Annotated in this window: 14 protein-coding genes and 2 pseudogenes; 11 read left to right on the top strand and 5 right to left on the bottom strand. The window is 49.5% G+C overall.

Going from position 1 to position 17,423, the window contains the following annotated elements; translation table 11 throughout:
* Positions 1-213: 213 nt before the first annotated feature.
* Positions 214-642, top strand: a complete 429-nt coding sequence (umuD, locus tag GHC22_RS23700; RefSeq protein WP_087879554.1) for a translesion error-prone DNA polymerase V autoproteolytic subunit — start codon at positions 214-216, stop codon at positions 640-642.
* Positions 642-1,913, top strand: coding sequence for a Y-family DNA polymerase (locus GHC22_RS23695; RefSeq protein ID WP_153754052.1), 1,272 nt, complete (start codon positions 642-644; stop codon positions 1,911-1,913). The genes umuD and GHC22_RS23695 overlap by 1 nt, the downstream gene beginning before the upstream one ends.
* A 3-nt stretch (positions 1,914-1,916) precedes the next feature.
* Here the strand turns inward: GHC22_RS23695 and GHC22_RS23690 are convergent, their stop codons facing one another.
* Both GHC22_RS23690 and parM read right to left on the bottom strand, forming a co-directional pair.
* Positions 1,917-2,240, bottom strand: a complete 324-nt coding sequence (locus GHC22_RS23690; RefSeq protein WP_242514876.1) for a plasmid partitioning/stability family protein — start codon at positions 2,238-2,240, stop codon at positions 1,917-1,919.
* Positions 2,241-2,310: 70 nt separating this feature from the next.
* On the bottom strand, positions 2,311-3,282 hold the full coding sequence (gene parM / locus GHC22_RS23685) for a plasmid segregation protein ParM domain-containing protein (protein ID WP_115490268.1): 972 nt from the start codon (positions 3,280-3,282) through the stop codon (positions 2,311-2,313).
* A 277-nt stretch (positions 3,283-3,559) separates the two neighbouring features.
* Between parM and GHC22_RS23680 the strand changes: the two genes are divergently transcribed.
* The gene (locus tag GHC22_RS23680; RefSeq protein WP_115490267.1) at positions 3,560-4,213 is read left to right on the top strand and encodes an AAA family ATPase; all 654 of its coding nucleotides are present in this window, start codon (positions 3,560-3,562) and stop codon (positions 4,211-4,213) included.
* Positions 4,214-4,260: 47 nt separating this feature from the next.
* The gene (locus GHC22_RS23675) at positions 4,261-4,545 is read left to right on the top strand and encodes a ribbon-helix-helix protein, CopG family (RefSeq protein ID WP_087879547.1); all 285 of its coding nucleotides are present in this window, start codon (positions 4,261-4,263) and stop codon (positions 4,543-4,545) included.
* A gap of 93 nt (positions 4,546-4,638) precedes the next feature.
* Here GHC22_RS23675 and GHC22_RS23670 read toward each other — a convergent pair whose 3' ends face one another.
* From GHC22_RS23670 to GHC22_RS23660, 3 genes are read right to left on the bottom strand one after another with little or no spacing between them, the layout of a single operon-like run.
* Complete coding sequence (locus tag GHC22_RS23670; RefSeq protein ID WP_115490266.1) at positions 4,639-5,415, bottom strand: site-specific integrase; 777 nt, start codon at positions 5,413-5,415, stop codon at positions 4,639-4,641.
* Positions 5,415-6,236 carry a hypothetical protein gene (locus tag GHC22_RS23665; RefSeq protein WP_115490265.1) on the bottom strand — a complete coding sequence of 274 codons (822 nt, stop codon included), beginning with the start codon at positions 6,234-6,236 and terminating at the stop codon, positions 5,415-5,417. Before GHC22_RS23665 ends, GHC22_RS23670 begins: the two co-directional genes overlap by 1 nt.
* 58 nt (positions 6,237-6,294) lie before the next feature.
* Entirely contained in the window at positions 6,295-6,645 is a 351-nt protein-coding gene (locus GHC22_RS23660) for a hypothetical protein (protein WP_115490264.1), read from the bottom strand.
* A gap of 686 nt (positions 6,646-7,331) precedes the next feature.
* Between GHC22_RS23660 and GHC22_RS23655 the strand changes: the two genes are divergently transcribed.
* From GHC22_RS23655 to GHC22_RS23630, 7 genes and pseudogenes are all read left to right on the top strand, one after another.
* Complete coding sequence (locus tag GHC22_RS23655; RefSeq protein WP_153754021.1) at positions 7,332-9,953, top strand: TrlF family AAA-like ATPase; 2,622 nt, start codon at positions 7,332-7,334, stop codon at positions 9,951-9,953.
* A 499-nt stretch (positions 9,954-10,452) separates the two neighbouring features.
* Positions 10,453-12,450: a choline BCCT transporter BetT gene (locus tag GHC22_RS23650; protein WP_153754020.1), complete on the top strand. Its 1,998-nt coding sequence runs from the start codon at positions 10,453-10,455 to the stop codon at positions 12,448-12,450.
* Positions 12,451-12,513: 63 nt separating this feature from the next.
* The gene (locus GHC22_RS23645) at positions 12,514-13,791 is read left to right on the top strand and encodes a DUF2254 domain-containing protein (RefSeq protein WP_153754019.1); all 1,278 of its coding nucleotides are present in this window, start codon (positions 12,514-12,516) and stop codon (positions 13,789-13,791) included.
* 253 nt (positions 13,792-14,044) lie between these two features.
* Positions 14,045-14,947 (top strand): annotated as a pseudogene (locus tag GHC22_RS23640) (Tn3 family transposase); the annotation flags it as partial.
* A pseudogene (locus tag GHC22_RS24770) lies at positions 14,943-15,062 on the top strand (hypothetical protein); the annotation flags it as partial. The pseudogenes GHC22_RS23640 and GHC22_RS24770, both read left to right, overlap by 5 nt.
* Positions 15,022-16,263, top strand: a complete 1,242-nt coding sequence (locus tag GHC22_RS23635; RefSeq protein ID WP_153754018.1) for an IS91 family transposase — start codon at positions 15,022-15,024, stop codon at positions 16,261-16,263. The pseudogene GHC22_RS24770 and the gene GHC22_RS23635, both read left to right, overlap by 41 nt.
* Before the next feature lie 367 nt (positions 16,264-16,630).
* Positions 16,631-17,422, top strand: a complete 792-nt coding sequence (locus GHC22_RS23630) for a polysaccharide deacetylase family protein (RefSeq protein WP_172694119.1) — start codon at positions 16,631-16,633, stop codon at positions 17,420-17,422.
* Position 17,423 lies beyond the last annotated feature (1 nt).

Raw genomic sequence — 17,423 nt, 5'->3', positions numbered from 1 at the left:
AGCAGCAAAGTGACTTCATTGGATATACCCACATCGTTATCCCCCGATTCTGTGGATAAGTAACCCAGCTCTCAACGAGAGCAAGATACCACATCACCGGTGGAGTTTTTCCAGGAACTACAGAGGGTTAAAGGCAGCAAAAAATCAATACTTGAAAGTGTCTTCAATAAGGCAATAATACTGTATATGCAAACAGTATTATTTGAGGTGGTTATGTTTGAGTTTATACGTGCTGACAGCAATCCTGAGTTGACGCCCATCCCTCTCTATAGCGATCGCTGCCAGGCCGGGTTCCCCTCACCGGCCCAGGATTACGTGGAGGCCGAACTAGACCTGAACCAGTACTGTATATCGCGGCCCAGCTCAACCTATTTTGTACGAGCTATCGGCAACTCGATGACCGACATCGGCCTGCATTCGGGCGACTTGATGATCGTCGATAAAGCCGAACAGGCTCAACACGGAGACATCGTCATAGCTGAGATAGAGGGAGAGTTCACGGTTAAGAGATTGCTGCTGAGGCCACGGCCTGGACTCCAGGCGATGAACCCAGCCTACCCAACTCTATGGCCAGACCCGGAGAACCTGCAAATTTTCGGTGTCGTAACTGCCTTTGTACACAAAACCCGGGGACATGAATGATGTTCGCCCTGGCAGATGTGAACAGCTTCTATGCGAGTTGTGAGAAGGTCTTTCGTCCTGACTTACGTGATAAACCAGTGGTTGTTCTTAGCAATAATGATGGTTGTGTTATAGCCAGATCGAAGGAAGCGAAGCGGCTTGGAATCAAAATGGGGATCCCCTGGTTTCAGCTAAAAGCAATGCAGTTCCCGGAGAAAGTCCTTACGTTTTCCAGTAATTATGAGCTGTACGCAAGTCTGAGCAACCGGGTCATGGCACATCTGGAAGAACTGGCGCCCCGCGTTGAGCAGTATAGTATCGACGAAATGTTCCTGGATATTCGCGGCATCGATGGCTGTACTGACTTTGAAGATTTCGGACGGCAGCTGCGCGAGCATGTCCTAAGAGGAACCGGACTGACAATTGGCGTCGGGATGGGACCGACAAAAACTTTAGCAAAATCAGCGCAATGGGCATCTAAGGAGTGGCCGCAATTTGGTGGCGTGCTGGCCCTGACTACTGGCAATCTCCGTAGGACGGAGAAACTGCTCTCACTGCAGCCAGTGGAGGAAATCTGGGGGGTTGGTCGCCGCATAGGCAAAAAGCTGAATACATACGGCGTGACGACTGCGCTGCAGCTGGCGCGCATGAACCCTGCCTTTGTACGCAAGAACTTTACCGTGGTGCTGGAGCGGACCGTACGCGAGCTGAACGGTGAGGCCTGTATATCTCTTGAAGAGGCCCCGCCCGCGAAGCAGCAGATTGTCTGCAGCCGATCATTCGGAGAGCGCATCACGACTTACGAAGCGTTGCGACAGGCTATCTGCCAGTACGCCGAACGCGCGGCTGAAAAATTGCGGGGAGAACATCAGTTCTGCCGGCACATATCGGTCTTTATCAAAACCTCCCCTTTCGCAGTCAACGAACCGTATTACGGCAACGTGGCCAGTGAAAAGCTTCTAGTACCCACACGCGACACCCGGGACATCATTAAAGCCTCAGTAAAAGCCCTGGACTGTATCTGGCTCGACGGGCATCGATATGCAAAGGCTGGAGTAATGCTGAATGACTTCACTCCTACGGGGGTAGCACAGTTAAATCTTTTCGATGACGTTAAGCCGCAGGAACGAAGCGAGGAGCTAATGAAAGCCCTGGATGGCATAAACCACTCAGGGCTCGGGAAGGTATGGTTTGCTGGGCGCGGAATAGCGCCGGACTGGCAGATGAAAAGAGAAATGCTGTCGCCGGCATACACAACTAAATGGACTGATATACCGTGCGCCTCAATTTGAGTATCAGAGGAAGCTCTTCATTTTTTCTCGGGCTTCTTCCAGTCGCTGCTGCTCATCATCCTCTACGACTTCGGGCTTGATTGCAGGAGCAAACTGCCCTGCTCCCAGTTCCTGAAGCACTGAGCGAATATCAGCCTGCGTAGGTTTCCATCCGGTAGTCTGACTGAGCAGCCCGGTCAGCTGGTCAGCTGTAAACTCCTTGTTCAGCATTGCGGCCAGAAGCGCGGGCAATCTAGGGTCCAGTTGCTGCAGAGCCATTCCGGAAATAAACGCATTCCGGAACAACTCGCCCCGGGCAGAACGGGGAACGGCTTCAATGACTTCCAGAGCCTGTCTGTCTGCATCCCTCTCAGGATGCAGATATAACGTGAATTTTTTCCGTTCCTCACTCACTTCATTACTCCCCTTTAAATACGGCGATCGCTTCTACCAGTGCGGTCTGTGGAGAGGACATCATAACCACTTTCGGACCCAGATGTTGCCATGCCGCCTGGACTGCCGTTTCGATAAGCGGCGCACCACCACCGACAATATAAACCCGGTTTACATGACGGAAATCGGCAAGATCATCCACCACTCTAGCCCCCAGACTGACGATTGCGCTTTCAATGGTATCCATCACCAGTGGGATTTTGCTCTCGTCATTAATCACCTGGCGGACAAAATCCATATCATGGCGGTGTTTTATCAATTCATCAGCCACCATGGCACTGGTATCACTTGAAGCCATACGAAGCGCACTGAGGGCACTCTGAGTGACCATTGACACACCAATACCCGAATTACCATGAATGGCACTGACCGCATCAAACTGCCCGACAATGACGCCAACATCGAGAGTCGTTCCGCCAAGGTCGATTACCAGCGATTTCTCGTAAGGCCCGACACTGTCTTTTACCAGACGGGTAAACACGGCAGGCAGGGATTCCGGCATAACTTCAACGTGTTCAATACTGAACGTCTCACCTTTGTTCAGTTTTACCGGCCGCATAAGGTTGTCGATCTTGCGTTGAATGTTGAGCTCATTCTTCTGGCATTCTTTTGTATAGAACTCACTGATAGGCAGTGTCACCGTCAGTGAAACAGCCTGTGGCTTCAGCCCGCTGTTAAGTAATGCATGATGTACAGCCAGAACATTCACATCAGTGTACTGATACTCAATATGAGTCGTCAGGATAGACTGATTGCTGACTTCATCATAGGTGTACTTCTTGCCATCGAGCTCGTAGTTAAAAGTCTGTCGATTTCCCAGCCCCTCTACCTTCCAGCCGGTACGGAATGAGTTCGCAGATACTGACGTCTGCAGCTTCTTCCCGGCATACCAGGCAAGTTTTACGTTTGTTGATCCGTCATCACAGAAAATATTCATTATCATTCCTTAGCCCAGACATCGATAACACTCAAAGTGAGTATTAACAAATATTCTCACGGCAGTGCAACTACTCACTTTGAGTTCCTTCGAGCATGATAATATCAAAACAAACTCATAATCAAATCATTTGAACATCGAAAACACATTATTTTAATATTACTTTGACATCAAAGTGAGTTGAGATGACTTTCACCAAAAAGCATCGCTATCGGTTGACATGACAGCCAAAAAAACTATTATCATGATATTGTTTTAATATTAAAAAGGGATTGCAATGATACTTACGATAGCTAACACAAAAGGTGGCGTAGGTAAGTCTACGCTCGCGGTCAACATTGCCGTAAAAAGAGCCCTTCAGGGGAAAAAAGTTTGGTTAGTCGATGGTGATAAACAGGGTTCGTCGCAAACAGCTATTTTGGTTCGTTCAGAGGACGGTGTTGAGCCAGGTATTGCTTGCTCGCATTACCCTGAAGGTCCGGTATTAAGGAGCCAGGTTTTACAACAGAAAGATAACTATGACGATATCATCATCGAATGCGGGGGCCGAGATTCCACTGCTATGAGGGCAGCTCTGACAATCACAGACGTCCTTTTAGTCCCTTCAGCACCGGGAAGTTTCGAAGCTTGGGCTATGGATGCCAACGCCGAGCTAATCAAAGAAGCGCGGAGCATAAGAGATGGGTTGGTCTGCTATTCGCTTTTGAACAAAGCAGATACTCAAGCCAGATCCTCCTACAACAGAGATATGCTGGAAATGATGGAAGAGTACAAAGAGGACATCCCAATCCTCGACAAAGTCATCTATCAAAGAAAAGTCTACGCCAATGCTGCAGGCAGTGGAAGAACCGTAAGTGAACTGAAATTACGTTCGCATGAAAAGATTGCAGTACAAGAGCTAGATACTCTCATATCAACACTATTTGAATAGTTAAATGCAATCAAAATAATATTAAAGTAATGTATAGGTGATATGAAATGGCGCTCCAAAAAAAACCCAAAAACCAGCAATCTGTTTCAAATAATGAGGCAGTAGAAAACTTCATAAACTCAGCCCCCGATGCAAAAATCCCCGCGTCGAAGGGAGTAGTTAAAGGTAAAAAACAGCAGATCACAATCACGATGGACCCTGAACTGATTAAGCGTATAGATGAAGCAGCTGCAGAGAACGGGCAATCCCGCGCTGCTTTCATTAATATGTCATGCATAAACATACTGGACTATGGTTTGCAAATTGCTGGCAAGAAGAAAATCAGCGACTAAAAACATCAAAACACAATGAAAGCAATATCTATTTGATGTTGTTTTAATATTAAAACAACATCAAATCAATCTTTTCTGATTCTTACTGTTATCTTAGATTTTTTTTATCATCGCAACAGCCTCAGCCCCAGACATCTGAAACTGCACCCTGTGCCTTGCTGCGACATCGAGAGCAAACACCTTCGTATACACCTCAGTTGAGCTGATGCTCTTATGCCCCATTAAACTCTGCAGTACCTTCAGTGGTATACCGGCATAAAGCATGTGCATGGCGTAGGAATGACGGAACGTGTGCGGTGTCACCGGCACGGAGAACGTCACCCCGTCGGCCGCTGCCGCTTCAACTGCTTCGCTGAGCCAGGTGCGGACCGTCCGATCGGTAATCTCCCAGATACGCGCCTTCTCGGTTCTGCCGCTTCGCTTATTGCGTCGTTCAAGAGGTATTTTCAGCGTGGCCACCATCATCTCCAGCTGGCTGACATAGTTCGCATCGGAAAGCGGAACCAGGCGATGCACCTGACTGCCGGCAGGCGATCGGCCGGCCGTTCGGGCCGCTTTCTCCGCCCGCTGCTTGAGTGTGGCCAGCTGCACGAACGGGTAGGGTGATGCCAGAGAAAAATCCCCTCGCGTCAGCGCCAGTGCCTCATTAATACGCGCGCCCGTATTCCACAGTGTTGCCAGCAGCATCTTGCGGTGCAGATCGGGAACATAGTGGAGCAGGGCACTCACTTCCGGAGCCAACAGGTATCTGGGCAGTTCGTCCTGAACGAGAGCCATCTGACGCAGGGCCAGCGCCGCCGGATAGTCGATGGACACAGGCAACTGAGCTACCGTTCCTGGCTGCTGCCCCAGGGTAACGAGTCCGGTCATCAGTGTGACTCTCCGGCTGACGATATATTCAGTGCTGATGCGATGATTTCCCGGTTTTCCTCATTACGCCAGTTACCGAAATAGTCAACTTCCTGACGCAGGGATATGTCAGCAGCCTCTATCAGGTTCGATATTTTCTGCAGGGTATTCTGCAGCTGCTGTGCTGATATCACCCGTGGCACATCATGTTCATCCACGCCGTTGCGGTGTACAAGATCATTTCGCCAGTCTGAGATGATGCCCAGTGGCTCAGTTGGCCAGACGGGAGGGATGTGCAGCACGGCCCCGAAATAGCGCTCAATGGTTTTAACGTTATGAAATGTCATTCGGGAAACATAATTTCGGGCTGCAGGCCTGAACAGTTCAACATCCATTGTGCGGGCGGCGGTTTTATCTTTATTAGTGACCTTAGGTGCGGATTTCAGATAGTACTCATTAAGGAAACGTTTAAGGGGCCAGTCATGCTCAAGCAGAGCCCTGGCGCAGTACATCAGGTACGCCTCCATTACAGTCACGGCATGGACGAAAGACATCCTGTACACCAGTTCAGGATGCTCCTTATCGAGTAGGATATACAGCTTCTTCAGCTCCTTCTTTGCGTGTATGTAACGCTGATGAACATTGTTCAGGGAAGCCACAAAGAGCCCGTGTTCATGTTCCCACTGAGCCTGATCGGCCATCGCTTCCTGCTCCCAGCAGTACAGGTTCGCGGCCTGCTCCCATTCTTCAGAGTTGGGATTAACATCCGGGTAATTCTCCTCAAGCCATTCATTAAACCGTTCAGCTTCCAGATCCTGCATATATTCCTTCATGCTACCCATATTGCTGTGACCTCTTATAGTGTCTTAATAAAGAAGAAATCCTGCCTTCCGTATGTATTCAGCGATCGGCAGCCAGTTCTTCAGCCAGCTTCACAAACCCTTTGTGCTCAGTCTGCAGGTAATGACTGTAAATCCGGGCATCACGTTCTGTCAGTTTTGATGGATTGCCGGTGAAGTAATGCTGCAGCACCGCAATACAGTGACTGTAGGTATCGAGATCGTATTCCCAGTCGCCCAGTTCCCCGACCGCATCCAGTTCCTGGCGAAAGACGTCATACTTCCGGCCGAGGACTTCAAGGCCGAGACTGGTGGCAGCATAAATATTGTTTTCGCTAGGTACAGCGATAGCATTACGGATCTTCTCAAACGCGTAACTGAAAGTATTTTTATCGTTCAGAGCGGTAAACATGTTCTTTCCTCAGTTGATTAATTAGCTGTGCAATTTTACCACACCTTAATCATCTCCGGATGAGAGGCACTCTGTTGCACAAGTGACTTTCACAAAACTAAATTTCACATAATGAAATAATAACCAAGCTTATAGCCACTCAATTAAATTACCGGATACCTGTTTTCCAGTGATCCGATTTTTTAGCTATAGCAATATTTCCGGAAGTGTACCACGCACACGGAATAAGCAAAGCGCCAAAATCCGCTGCCGCGCGCCGGGTCACGGGGGAGTGCGGAAACACAACATATAGCGTCATTAGCAGCTGAAAACACCGCTACATCTTGTGTCTGTGGGCCGCCGCGCGGAGGGGCGGGTGAGGAAGATCCGGAACCAGGGGTTTTCGGATCTCTGCGAGAAGAGAAAGAAACTAATACTACTGGAGCAATAATTATCAGTTATTGTTGCTTTAATTACATTATTGCCTGAAAGGCAACAATCATCACACTCTGTTGCAGAAATCAGCACACCGAAAAAGAAAGCCGCCCCTCTCATGCGTAACCCGTTACATGCGCTTCGGGTTCAGATCAAATATTGATTAACCCTTGACGGAAATAAAATGAAGCCGGTACGGGATCGCCGTAATATGAATAAAATTATTCAAAGCCTTCGGGCATTCATCAGCAACTGAATAAAGGTATCAAGGAATGTATCCTGTATTTGAGAATGGCTCCTGCTGGGTCAAGGTAGATTTTCATCTTCATACCCGTGCAGATAAAGAATTTCGCTATGCCGGAGAGTCCGACAGATATATTCGCGACTACGTCAGTGCCCTGAAAGCGGCTGGAGTGGGCGTCGGCGTGATCACCAATCACAATAAATTCGATCCCGGTGAGTTTAAGGCACTGCGCAAAGCCGCGCGCCGTGAAGGTATGGAGCTGCTTCCCGGCGTGGAGCTGTCCGTTAATGATGGCCAGGCCGGTGTGCATACGCTCGTGGTGTTTGCTGATGAGTGGTTTATCAATCCGCAGCAGACAAACCATATTGAAAGTTTCCTGACGGCCACGTTTGCGGGCGTTGATAATTTTGAGAACGAAAATGCCCGTTCAACAGAAAATATCACACAGACCATCCAGCGCCTTGACCGGTACGAACGGGATTACTTTATTGTGTTTGCCCACGTGGAGGCCCCTAACGGATTATGGGGCGGGCTGAGCCCTGGCAGGATTGGGGAGCTTTTTGATAACGAGCTTATCCGCCGGCGCGTGACGGGATTTCAGAAGGTGATGACCCACGACCTGCGGATCAAAATTAAGGGCGTGCTCGGTGAACGCTATCCTGCCGAAGTCCAGGGATGCGATGCCAAAACGCTGGATAACATTGGTGTCAGAAAAGTCGCCAGCTATCTGAAACTGGGGGATTACAGTTTTGAGGCTGTCCGCTTTGCGCTGCAGGATTTCCCGCACCGCGTCAGCAGGGAGAAACCGGCACTGAGCCACAGCCATATCCGCCAGATAGCATTCGAGGGAGCCGGTTCGCTGGGCGGAACTGTGGTGAAATTATCTCCGGAGCTGAACACCCTGATAGGGATCCGCGGCAGCGGCAAATCCTCCATCCTTGAAGGGATCCGGTATGCCCTGGACATTCCCTTTGGCGAGAAGGCTTCTGACCGCGATTACAAAGAAAATCTGGTCAGTAATTTACTCAAAAGCGGGGGGAAGATTACCGTTGAGGCCGTATGCCGTCACGGGCGGGCCTATCAGATAGTCCGTATCTTCGGTCAGGAGCCGCAGGTCATTTTTGACGGACAGGCCCGGCACGGGGTGGCGCTGCGGGAAACGGTGCTGCACAAGCCGGTGTATTTTGGCCAGAAAGATCTGTCCAATACCGGTGCCGGATTTGAACATGACCTGATTGAAAAACTGGTCGGGGAGCGCCTGGCCGCCGTGCGGAACAAAATCCGCCAGCAGGAAGACGCCGTCCTTGACAGGTTACGCGAGTATCGTCGTCTGAAAACATCAGGAGAAACACTCTGTGAATGGCAGGCGAAAGAGAAGGATGCGCAGTTTCGCCTGCGCTTTTATGCCCAGCACGGTATGGAAGAAAAACTGGCGCGTCAGACCACCTTCGGACGGGATGAGCGCTACCTCAGCAGTACCACTGCACGGGCAACCCGGGCGCTGGACAGTCTGCAGGACGTGATCAGGGAAAAACTCGATGAGCTGAAGCAGGATCAGAAACATGAGTCCGCCCATAACCAGGCGGATATTGATGATTATCGTGAGGGATATGACCGCTTTACCGCGCATCTCGGCTCCCTGAACACCATCGTGGACGGCGCCCGCCGGCTTCTCAGAGAACTCGATACGAAGCAGCAGGCTTTTCTGGAGAAAAAGCTGGCGCTGACGGAGGAATTTGCCGAAATAGAGCGTGGCCTAGCTGAAGAGCTGCGGCTGGCAGGCGTGGAAAAAGCCGATCCGGCTGACTTTCTGAAGCTGAAGGCCGGGCTGGAACTTGCGCAACAGAAAATTGCCGAGCTGACCCGGGCTAAAAGCAGTCAGGCGTTACTGGAGAAAAATCTGACAGAAGCGCTGAGCCGATTACATGAACTGTGGGTGGAAGAATATCAGGAAATTGAAGCCGTACTGGCCGGCATCAGCCAGGCCGGTTCGCCTCTGAAGATCGTGCCGTGCTTTGCAAACGACAAAAAAGCCATGCAGGCCGTTCTGAAAGAGGCCTTCACCGGCAGCCGGCTGCGGGAAAGTACCTACCAGACCGTGGCTGACAGCTTCAGAGATTTTGGCGAGCTCTGGCTGAACAGGGATAAACTGCCGGGGATTATCAGCGGTTCTGCAGAGACATTCAGCATGTATCTGGAACAGCAGATAGAATCGCTGATTGTCTGGCAGATCCCGAATACCTACACCATTGAATTCCGGGGTAAGCCCCTTGAACAACATTCGCTGGGTCAGCGCGCCTCCGCTTTAATGCTGTTTGTTCTGAATCAGCAGGATAATGATGTGGTTATCATCGATCAGCCCGAAGACGACCTGGACAATCAGACGATTTATGACGACGTGATTAAAATCATCCGGGCAATGAAACCCCGTACCCAGTTTATCTTTGCCACTCATAATGCCAACATCCCGGTGCTGGGAGATGCAGAGAATGTTTGTGCCTGTAAATATGCAGGCGGAAAGATCCAGACATCCGCTGGCGGCGTGGATGCCCCGCCTGTACAACAGCACATCATTTCTGTGATGGAGGGAGGGCGTGAGGCCTTCGAGCGACGCAGGGAAGTTTATGGCTCGTGGCTCAGCAAAACCTGATTCCATCATGCTTAAGGGCATGCAGAAAAAGCCGCAAATGCGGCTTTTTCAATTTTCCGATTATACCGCTTTTCGGATCTGCGAGAGAGTTGAGAAGAATTATTTCCATTTTGGAGAGGATAGGTAGACGATTGTTACTCGTTTTGGACAAGTCAGCCTGAAGGAAAATCAGCGACGAACCGGCACTGATTATTTGCATCCTGAACGTCTGTCCTTACCTCTGACATTGCGACCATCCTTAAAGCCCGCTTTACGCAACATCAGACGTTAGTAAGTCATTCTCAATATTGCTCTAATCAAAGTGAATCCCCAGATCTGATGCAATTTATGCAAATCAAATGCTCCAGAAGACGGCTGGCAGACTATCAACAGGATATCTGTATGGCCACTCTTGCACTCTGCATTCCGATTGACGCCGCATCGTAAGTTGAAGTTTGCTAATCTTTGAGATGTAGTACCCTCTATACAGTGCGGATTTTAATTAATGGAATAAATGATTATGAGTGAAAATGATACAATCCAAAAGAAGTCTAAAAGCCAGATTAACAAAGCGGTATTCTTTACATCTGCTTTGTTAATTTTCCTTCTTGTCGCCTTTGCCGCCGTATTCCCGGATGTCGCCGACAAAAATTTTAAACTACTTCAGCAACAAATCTTCACGAATGCCAGCTGGTTCTACATCCTTGCAGTGGCCCTGATTCTACTGAGTGTCTCGTTCCTGGGACTCTCACGCTACGGTGATATCAAACTGGGTCCGGACCATGCACAGCCTGATTTTAGCTATCACTCCTGGTTTGCGATGCTTTTCTCGGCAGGGATGGGGATCGGCCTGATGTTCTTTGGCGTTGCTGAACCTGTGATGCATTATCTTTCACCTCCTGTCGGCACTCCAGAGACCGTTGCGGCAGCGAAGGAAGCAATGCGCCTGACGTTCTTCCACTGGGGCCTGCACGCATGGGCAATCTATGCCATTGTGGCACTGATCCTGGCCTTTTTCAGTTACCGTCACGGTCTGCCTTTAACGCTGCGTTCCGCACTTTATCCCATTATTGGCGAGCGCATATACGGACCTGTAGGCCATGCGGTTGATATTTTCGCCGTTATTGGCACCGTCTTTGGCGTTGCGACATCGCTGGGGTACGGTGTTTTGCAGGTGAATGCTGGTTTGAATCATCTTTTCGGGGTGCCTATTAATGAAACGGTGCAGGTGATTCTAATCGTTGTCATCACTGGTTTAGCGACGATTTCGGTGGTGTCCGGCCTGGACAAGGGAATACGTATACTGTCTGAGCTCAACCTGGGCCTGGCAGTGCTGCTGCTGGCGCTGGTCCTGTGTCTGGGACCAACCGTGCTTCTGCTGAAGTCATTTGTGGAAAATACGGGCGGTTATCTTTCTGAACTGGTGAGTAAAACTTTTAACCTTTATGCGTATGAACCTAAGTCGAGCAACTGGCTGGGGGGCTGGACATTACTGTACTGGGGATGGTGGCTTTCATGGTCGCCGTTTGTGGGGATGTTCATCGCAAGAGTCTCGCGCGGTCGAACCATTCGCGAGTTTGTCACCGGCGTGCTGTTTGTTCCCGCCGGCTTCACGCTCATGTGGATGACGGTGTTTGGTAACAGCGCAATCTATCTCATTATGAACCAGGGGGCGGCTGATCTCGCCAATACCGTTCAGCAGGATGTCGCGCTGGCCCTGTTTAATTTCCTGGAGCATTTCCCGTTTTCTTCCGTGCTGTCATTTATTGCAATGGCGATGGTCATTGTCTTCTTTGTCACCTCGGCTGACTCCGGGGCAATGGTTGTTGATACGCTGGCATCGGGTGGCGTCGCTAACACGCCTGTATGGCAGCGAATTTTCTGGGCCTCGCTCATGGGGATTGTGGCAATCGCACTGCTGATTGCGGGGGGACTGAGCGCGCTGCAAACCGTGACAATAGCGAGCGCATTACCTTTCTCAGTGATTTTACTGATATCCATATACGGATTATTAAAAGCCCTGCGTCGGGATTTGACCAAGCGTGAAAGCCTGAGCATGGCGACTATTGCTCCGACTGCAGCGCGTAACCCGATTCCATGGCAGAGACGCTTGCGCAATATCGCTTATCTGCCAAAGCGCTCTCTTGTGAAACGCTTTATGGGCGACGTTATCCAGCCCGCCATGACGCTGGTTCAGGAAGAACTGAATAAACAGGGAACGATAAGCCATATAAGTGATACTGATGACGAACGAATTCGGCTTGAAGTCGATTTGGGCAATGAGCTGAACTTTATTTATGAAGTGAGACTTCGTGGCTATAACTCACCGGCTTTCGCCATGGCTGCAATGGACAATGACGAGCAGCAAGCTGAGCAACATCGATATTATCGCGCTGAGGTCTATCTGAAAGAAGGCGGTCAAAACTATGATGTGATGGGCTGGAATCAGGAACAGCTGATTAATGACATACTGGACCAGTACGAAAAACACCTGCACTTCCTGCACCTCGTTCGTTAATACAAAAATGCCGTCCTGCCGGGCGGCATTTATTTTCCCGAACTTAATACAAGGATATGCTGAATGATTTCACGCTGGCAATGGATTCTCAGGCAGACACTTAAAAAGCTATGGTTCAGGGCAACGTTATTCGCAATGGTAGCAATAATAACGGCCCTTTTATCTATTCTTTTTAGATCAATGATCCCAGAGTCAGTATCAGTGAAGGTTGGTGCGGAAGCAGTTGATAATATTCTGAACATACTGGCATCGAGTATGCTGGCGGTGACCACATTTTCACTGAGTATCATGGTCACCGCTTACGGTTCAGCCACTACTAATGTGACGCCCAGAGCCACGCGTTTAGTTGTAGAAGACGTAACCACACAAAATGTACTGGCCACTTTTATCGGTTCTTTTCTCTTCAGCCTGGTAGGGATTATTGCCCTCAATATGGGAGCCTACGGAGAAAGGGGTAGAGTCATTTTATTCATTGTAACACTGGTTGTCATTGCCTTAATAATCATCACATTGCTTCGCTGGATACAGCATTTGACCTCTCTGGGCAGGGTAGGTGAGACAACAGCAAAAGTAGAACAGGCGGCGATCGAGACATTTATTGCGAGAGCAAAAAGTCCATGTCTTGGCGGATATCCATGGCTTGAGAACAATGAACAACCAAAAGGAACTGTTGCCGTATATCCGGAGAAAATTGGCTATGTTGAATATATTGACATGGTCAAGCTCGGCAGTCTGCTGAGCAATGATCCTCGTCATGTATATCTTGTGGCGCAGCCAGGCAGTTTCATACATCCATCGATGCCAGTTTTGTACCTGAGTTCTGGTCAGGAGTCATCAATCTGTACCGATTTACTTGAAACGATCATTGTCTCGGATGTGCGTTCATTTGCTCAGGATCCCCGATTCTGTCTCAGCGTCATGGCCGAAATAGCCTGCAGGGCCCTTTCGCCCGCAGTAAACGATCCCGGTACTGCGATTGATGTCATTGGCAGAGGTGTTCGAATACTCTCCGCTTACGCGCAGAATAAAATAGATGAAACTGAAGTGATATATCCTTCAGTACATGTTGCGCCACTTCAGATCAAAGACCTACTGGAAGACTTTTTCTTACCTGTTGCACGTGATGGTGCGAGTATGAGGGAGATTCAGATAAGAGTCCTTAAAGGACTGTCTATGCTGAGTAAGGGTTGGCCTGGGATGTTTGCTGAAGCCGCACATATACTGGCATCTGAAACATTAGAGCATGCAACTCGTACTGATCATATAGCCCATGACGAATATCTTATAAAATCAATTTATTATAATTTATTCAGTGGCGAAAATCCTAATAAAAAACCATAGTTGCGGGACAAAGGATTTGTCCTCTGGCAAGGTGAAAGCAAAGCATTCCAGTGAGAATGAGCGTCTACTTTGAGCTGTGATTTCAACTGATGGACGCAACACAATTATTGAACTCACAGCGTGAAGCGGACGTAGCTAATTTTGCACAGCCCTCGATTAGAAAATTTAAGAATCCAGCCTTCAATGGTGTCATGGCGACAGGCAATACTCCAGTCCAGTGGCATATGAAGCCACATTGTCGCTGCCGGGAATTTGTTTCACCCATTATCGCACCGGAGAACAGGCAGAAGACGAAGCAGCGCTTATGGCAGCGATCCTTGCAGATGCAATGAATGCCGGAGCTGAACGAATGGCACAGAGTTCACGGGATGTCACCATTCACCGGATGATGGTCATGGTGGAGCGTCATTTACGCGCTGCAATCTATGCATCTACCACCTCGGTACTAGTCGACGCGCAGCAGGACCATCCTTTTGCCGCAATCTGGGGGGATGGTCACGTATCATCCTCGGACGGACAGTTCTTCCCGGCTGGCGGACGGGGTGAAGCCAGCCTTGAATACAATGCAAAATACGGCAAGCGGCCAGGCGCGTCGATTTATGGCTTTTTGTCGAACTGGTTTGCGTCCTTTTTCTCCAGAATGATCCTGGCCTCTGAGAGTGAGGCGCCTTACGTACTCGACGGTTTGCTTCACAACGAAAGTTCTGTGGAGATTCATGAGCATGCCACTGATACTGCCGGTGCGACTGAAACAACATTTTCGATGTTTCACTCCTTTGGCTACAGGCTCATACCCCGCATTCACAACCTCGGGAGTCGCAGGCTGTACGTCATTACGCCCTCAGAGGAGTACAGGCCACTTGATGCTCTGATTGCCGGAAGGGCCAGGATGGATGTTATAGAGCAACGCTGGGATGAAGTGCTGCGGCTTAAGGCTTCGATCGGAGCTGGTCTGATGCCACCGTCGTTGATACTAAAAAAGCTGGCTGCCTCCCCCAGACAAAACAGGCTCAACCAAGCCCTGCGTGAAATGGGACGTATTGAACGCTCTATTTTTATCTGTGACTGGCTGCTTGATACCCGCTTACGTCGCAGATCGCATGCCATCCTTAACAAAGGTGAAAGTCGTCAAGTGCTTGCCCGCGCCATAATGGTACTGGATTAAGCTGATGAAGCCCATGGACCCGCCACCGGCGATGGTCGCCAGCGCCATTCTCGGGCACCGCCACGATGCTCCAGCTCTTGCCCGACTGCAGGAAGCCGGGGATTAATCTACCCGTGTTTTCCGGTTTCAGCCCCCGCCCGCTTAAAAAACTGTTCACGGCTAACCAGTGCTGGACGTCTTTCCTCGACGCCGGTGGTTTGCGCGGTATCGAAGTCGAAGCCGTCACCAAAATGCTCGCCTGCGGGACCCGCATCGGCGGCGTGAAGGAATATGGCTGCGATAATCCTGACTGCCACCATGTTAAATATATCACCAACGCCTGCCACAGCCGTACCTGCCCCTCCTGCGGGAAAAAGGCCACTGACCTCTGGATTGCCGCTCAGCTTAACCGCCTGCCGGACTGCGACTGGATACACCTGGTCTTCACCCTCCCCGACTCGCTGTGGACTCTGTTTGAGGTCAACCGCTGGCTGCTCAACGACCTCTGCCGCCTCGCTGTCGATAACCTGCTGAATGCCGCCGGCAAAAGGGCGCTGGATATCGGTATTTTCTGCGCGATTCACACTTATGGACGTCGTCTCAACTGGCACCCTCATGTCCACGTATCTGCCACCTGCGGCGGCATCAATGCGCTCGGAAAGTGGAAGAAAATCAGCTTCCGCAAGGATGCCATGCGCACCCGCTGGATGTGTAATATCCGCCAGTTGCTGCTGAGCGTCTGGTCTGAAAGTATTGCAATACCATCCTCTCTCACCCATATCACCACCGAATCACAGTGGCGCAGCCTGGTTCTGACCACCGGCGGCGATTACTGGCATGTATACATGTCAAAAAAGACGGTCGGGGGCAAAAACACCGTGAAATACCTGGGCCGTTACCTGAAAAAGCCGCCGATTGCAGGCTCGCGGCTGGCACACTATGCCGGAGGCACCATGCTGATCTTTCGCTACCACGACCACAATACGGGAAAGCAGGCCACGGAAACGCTGACGCAGCGGGAAATCGTGGCGCTGCTGAAACAGCACATCCCGGAGAAGTTTTTACGGATGGTGCGCTATTTTGGTTTTCTGGCCAACCGGGTGTGCGGAGAAAAGCTGCCGGTGGTCTACAGCGCGCTGGGGATGGAAAAACCGGAGCCGAAGGTGTGCTATGCGCAGATGAGTAAGCAGTTCCTGCGGCGAGACCCGTTTGAATGCGTGCTGTGTGGAGGCAGGATGGTCTACCGTCGTGCAATATCGGGGCTGAATGTGGCAGGGCTGAAGAAAAATGCGCGGGATATCAGTCTGCTGAGGTATATCCCAGGCTGATGCAGAATAAATGTGCCTGTAATTCGGGGGGGAGTATAAAAAACAGCCCGCCGCGGTATAAAAATCGACCTCGTGTAGAGAGAAATACCGGAGTGATGGGAAAAACGGTTTACCGCACGAGGCATAAGTTGCGGACAGCAGTATCGCCTAGTTTTTCAATTTACTATACGTCAAGGTTCTTAGTGAGCCGTTTTTAAAAGAAATGATAAGATAACATTGTTTATAAATTGTTGATGTTTGATTTAGTAGCATATGAAATCCAGCAGCTTTATAGGGTTTTCCTTTTATCTCTGCTTGCTGGGTTCCAGAAACGTTAAATTTTAAACGGAGGGGGCTTTTGTTTAAGGCAAATCATGTTCCGGTATTAATGTATCATCATGTCAGCCATTGCCCTGGGCTGGTTACACTTTCTCCCGAGACATTCCGGAAACAAATGAAATGGTTGGCTGAAAACAACTGGAAAACACTGTCATCAGATGAACTGGAGTTTTTTTATCGGGGTGGAAAACTTCCCCGTAAAAGCGTTATGTTGACATTTGATGATGGATACCTTGACAACTGGTTTCAGGTATATCCTTTATTAAAAGAGTTTAATCTTAAAGCACATATTTTTTTAATTACCGGTTTTATTGGGAATGGTCCGGTTCGTCACTCTCCTGGAAAGGAATATTCTCATCGCGATTGCGAACATCAAATAGCAACCGGGAATGCTGATAATGTTATGCTTCGCTGGTCTGAAGTGAACGAAATGTTGCAATCTGGTCTGGTCGAATTTCATCTTCATACGCATACTCATACACGTTGGGATAAAAAGTTCAGTTCACGAGAAGAACAGTGTAAACATCTTCGACAGGACTTATTGAGCGGGAAAGAATATTTAAAAGAAATGACAGGGAAATGCAGTAAACATTTGTGTTGGCCGGAAGGTTATTATAACAAGGATTATATTCAGGTCGCTGAAGAACTTGGATTCTATTATTTATATACAACAGAAAGAAGAATGAATGCTCCTGCTAAAGGAACTGCTCGGATAGGAAGAATAAGCACCAAGGAACGGGAGAATTGTGCATGGCTGAAAAGACGACTTTTTTATTATACAAGACCGTTTTTTTCATCGTTGCTGGCCCTTCATAAGGGGCCAAGATTACCGGATGATTAAT

Source organism: Citrobacter sp. H12-3-2, from assembly GCF_009649895.1.
GTDB classification, from domain to species: Bacteria; Pseudomonadota; Gammaproteobacteria; order Enterobacterales; family Enterobacteriaceae; genus Citrobacter; species Citrobacter portucalensis.
This window is presented reverse-complemented; position numbering and strand designations above follow the sequence as displayed.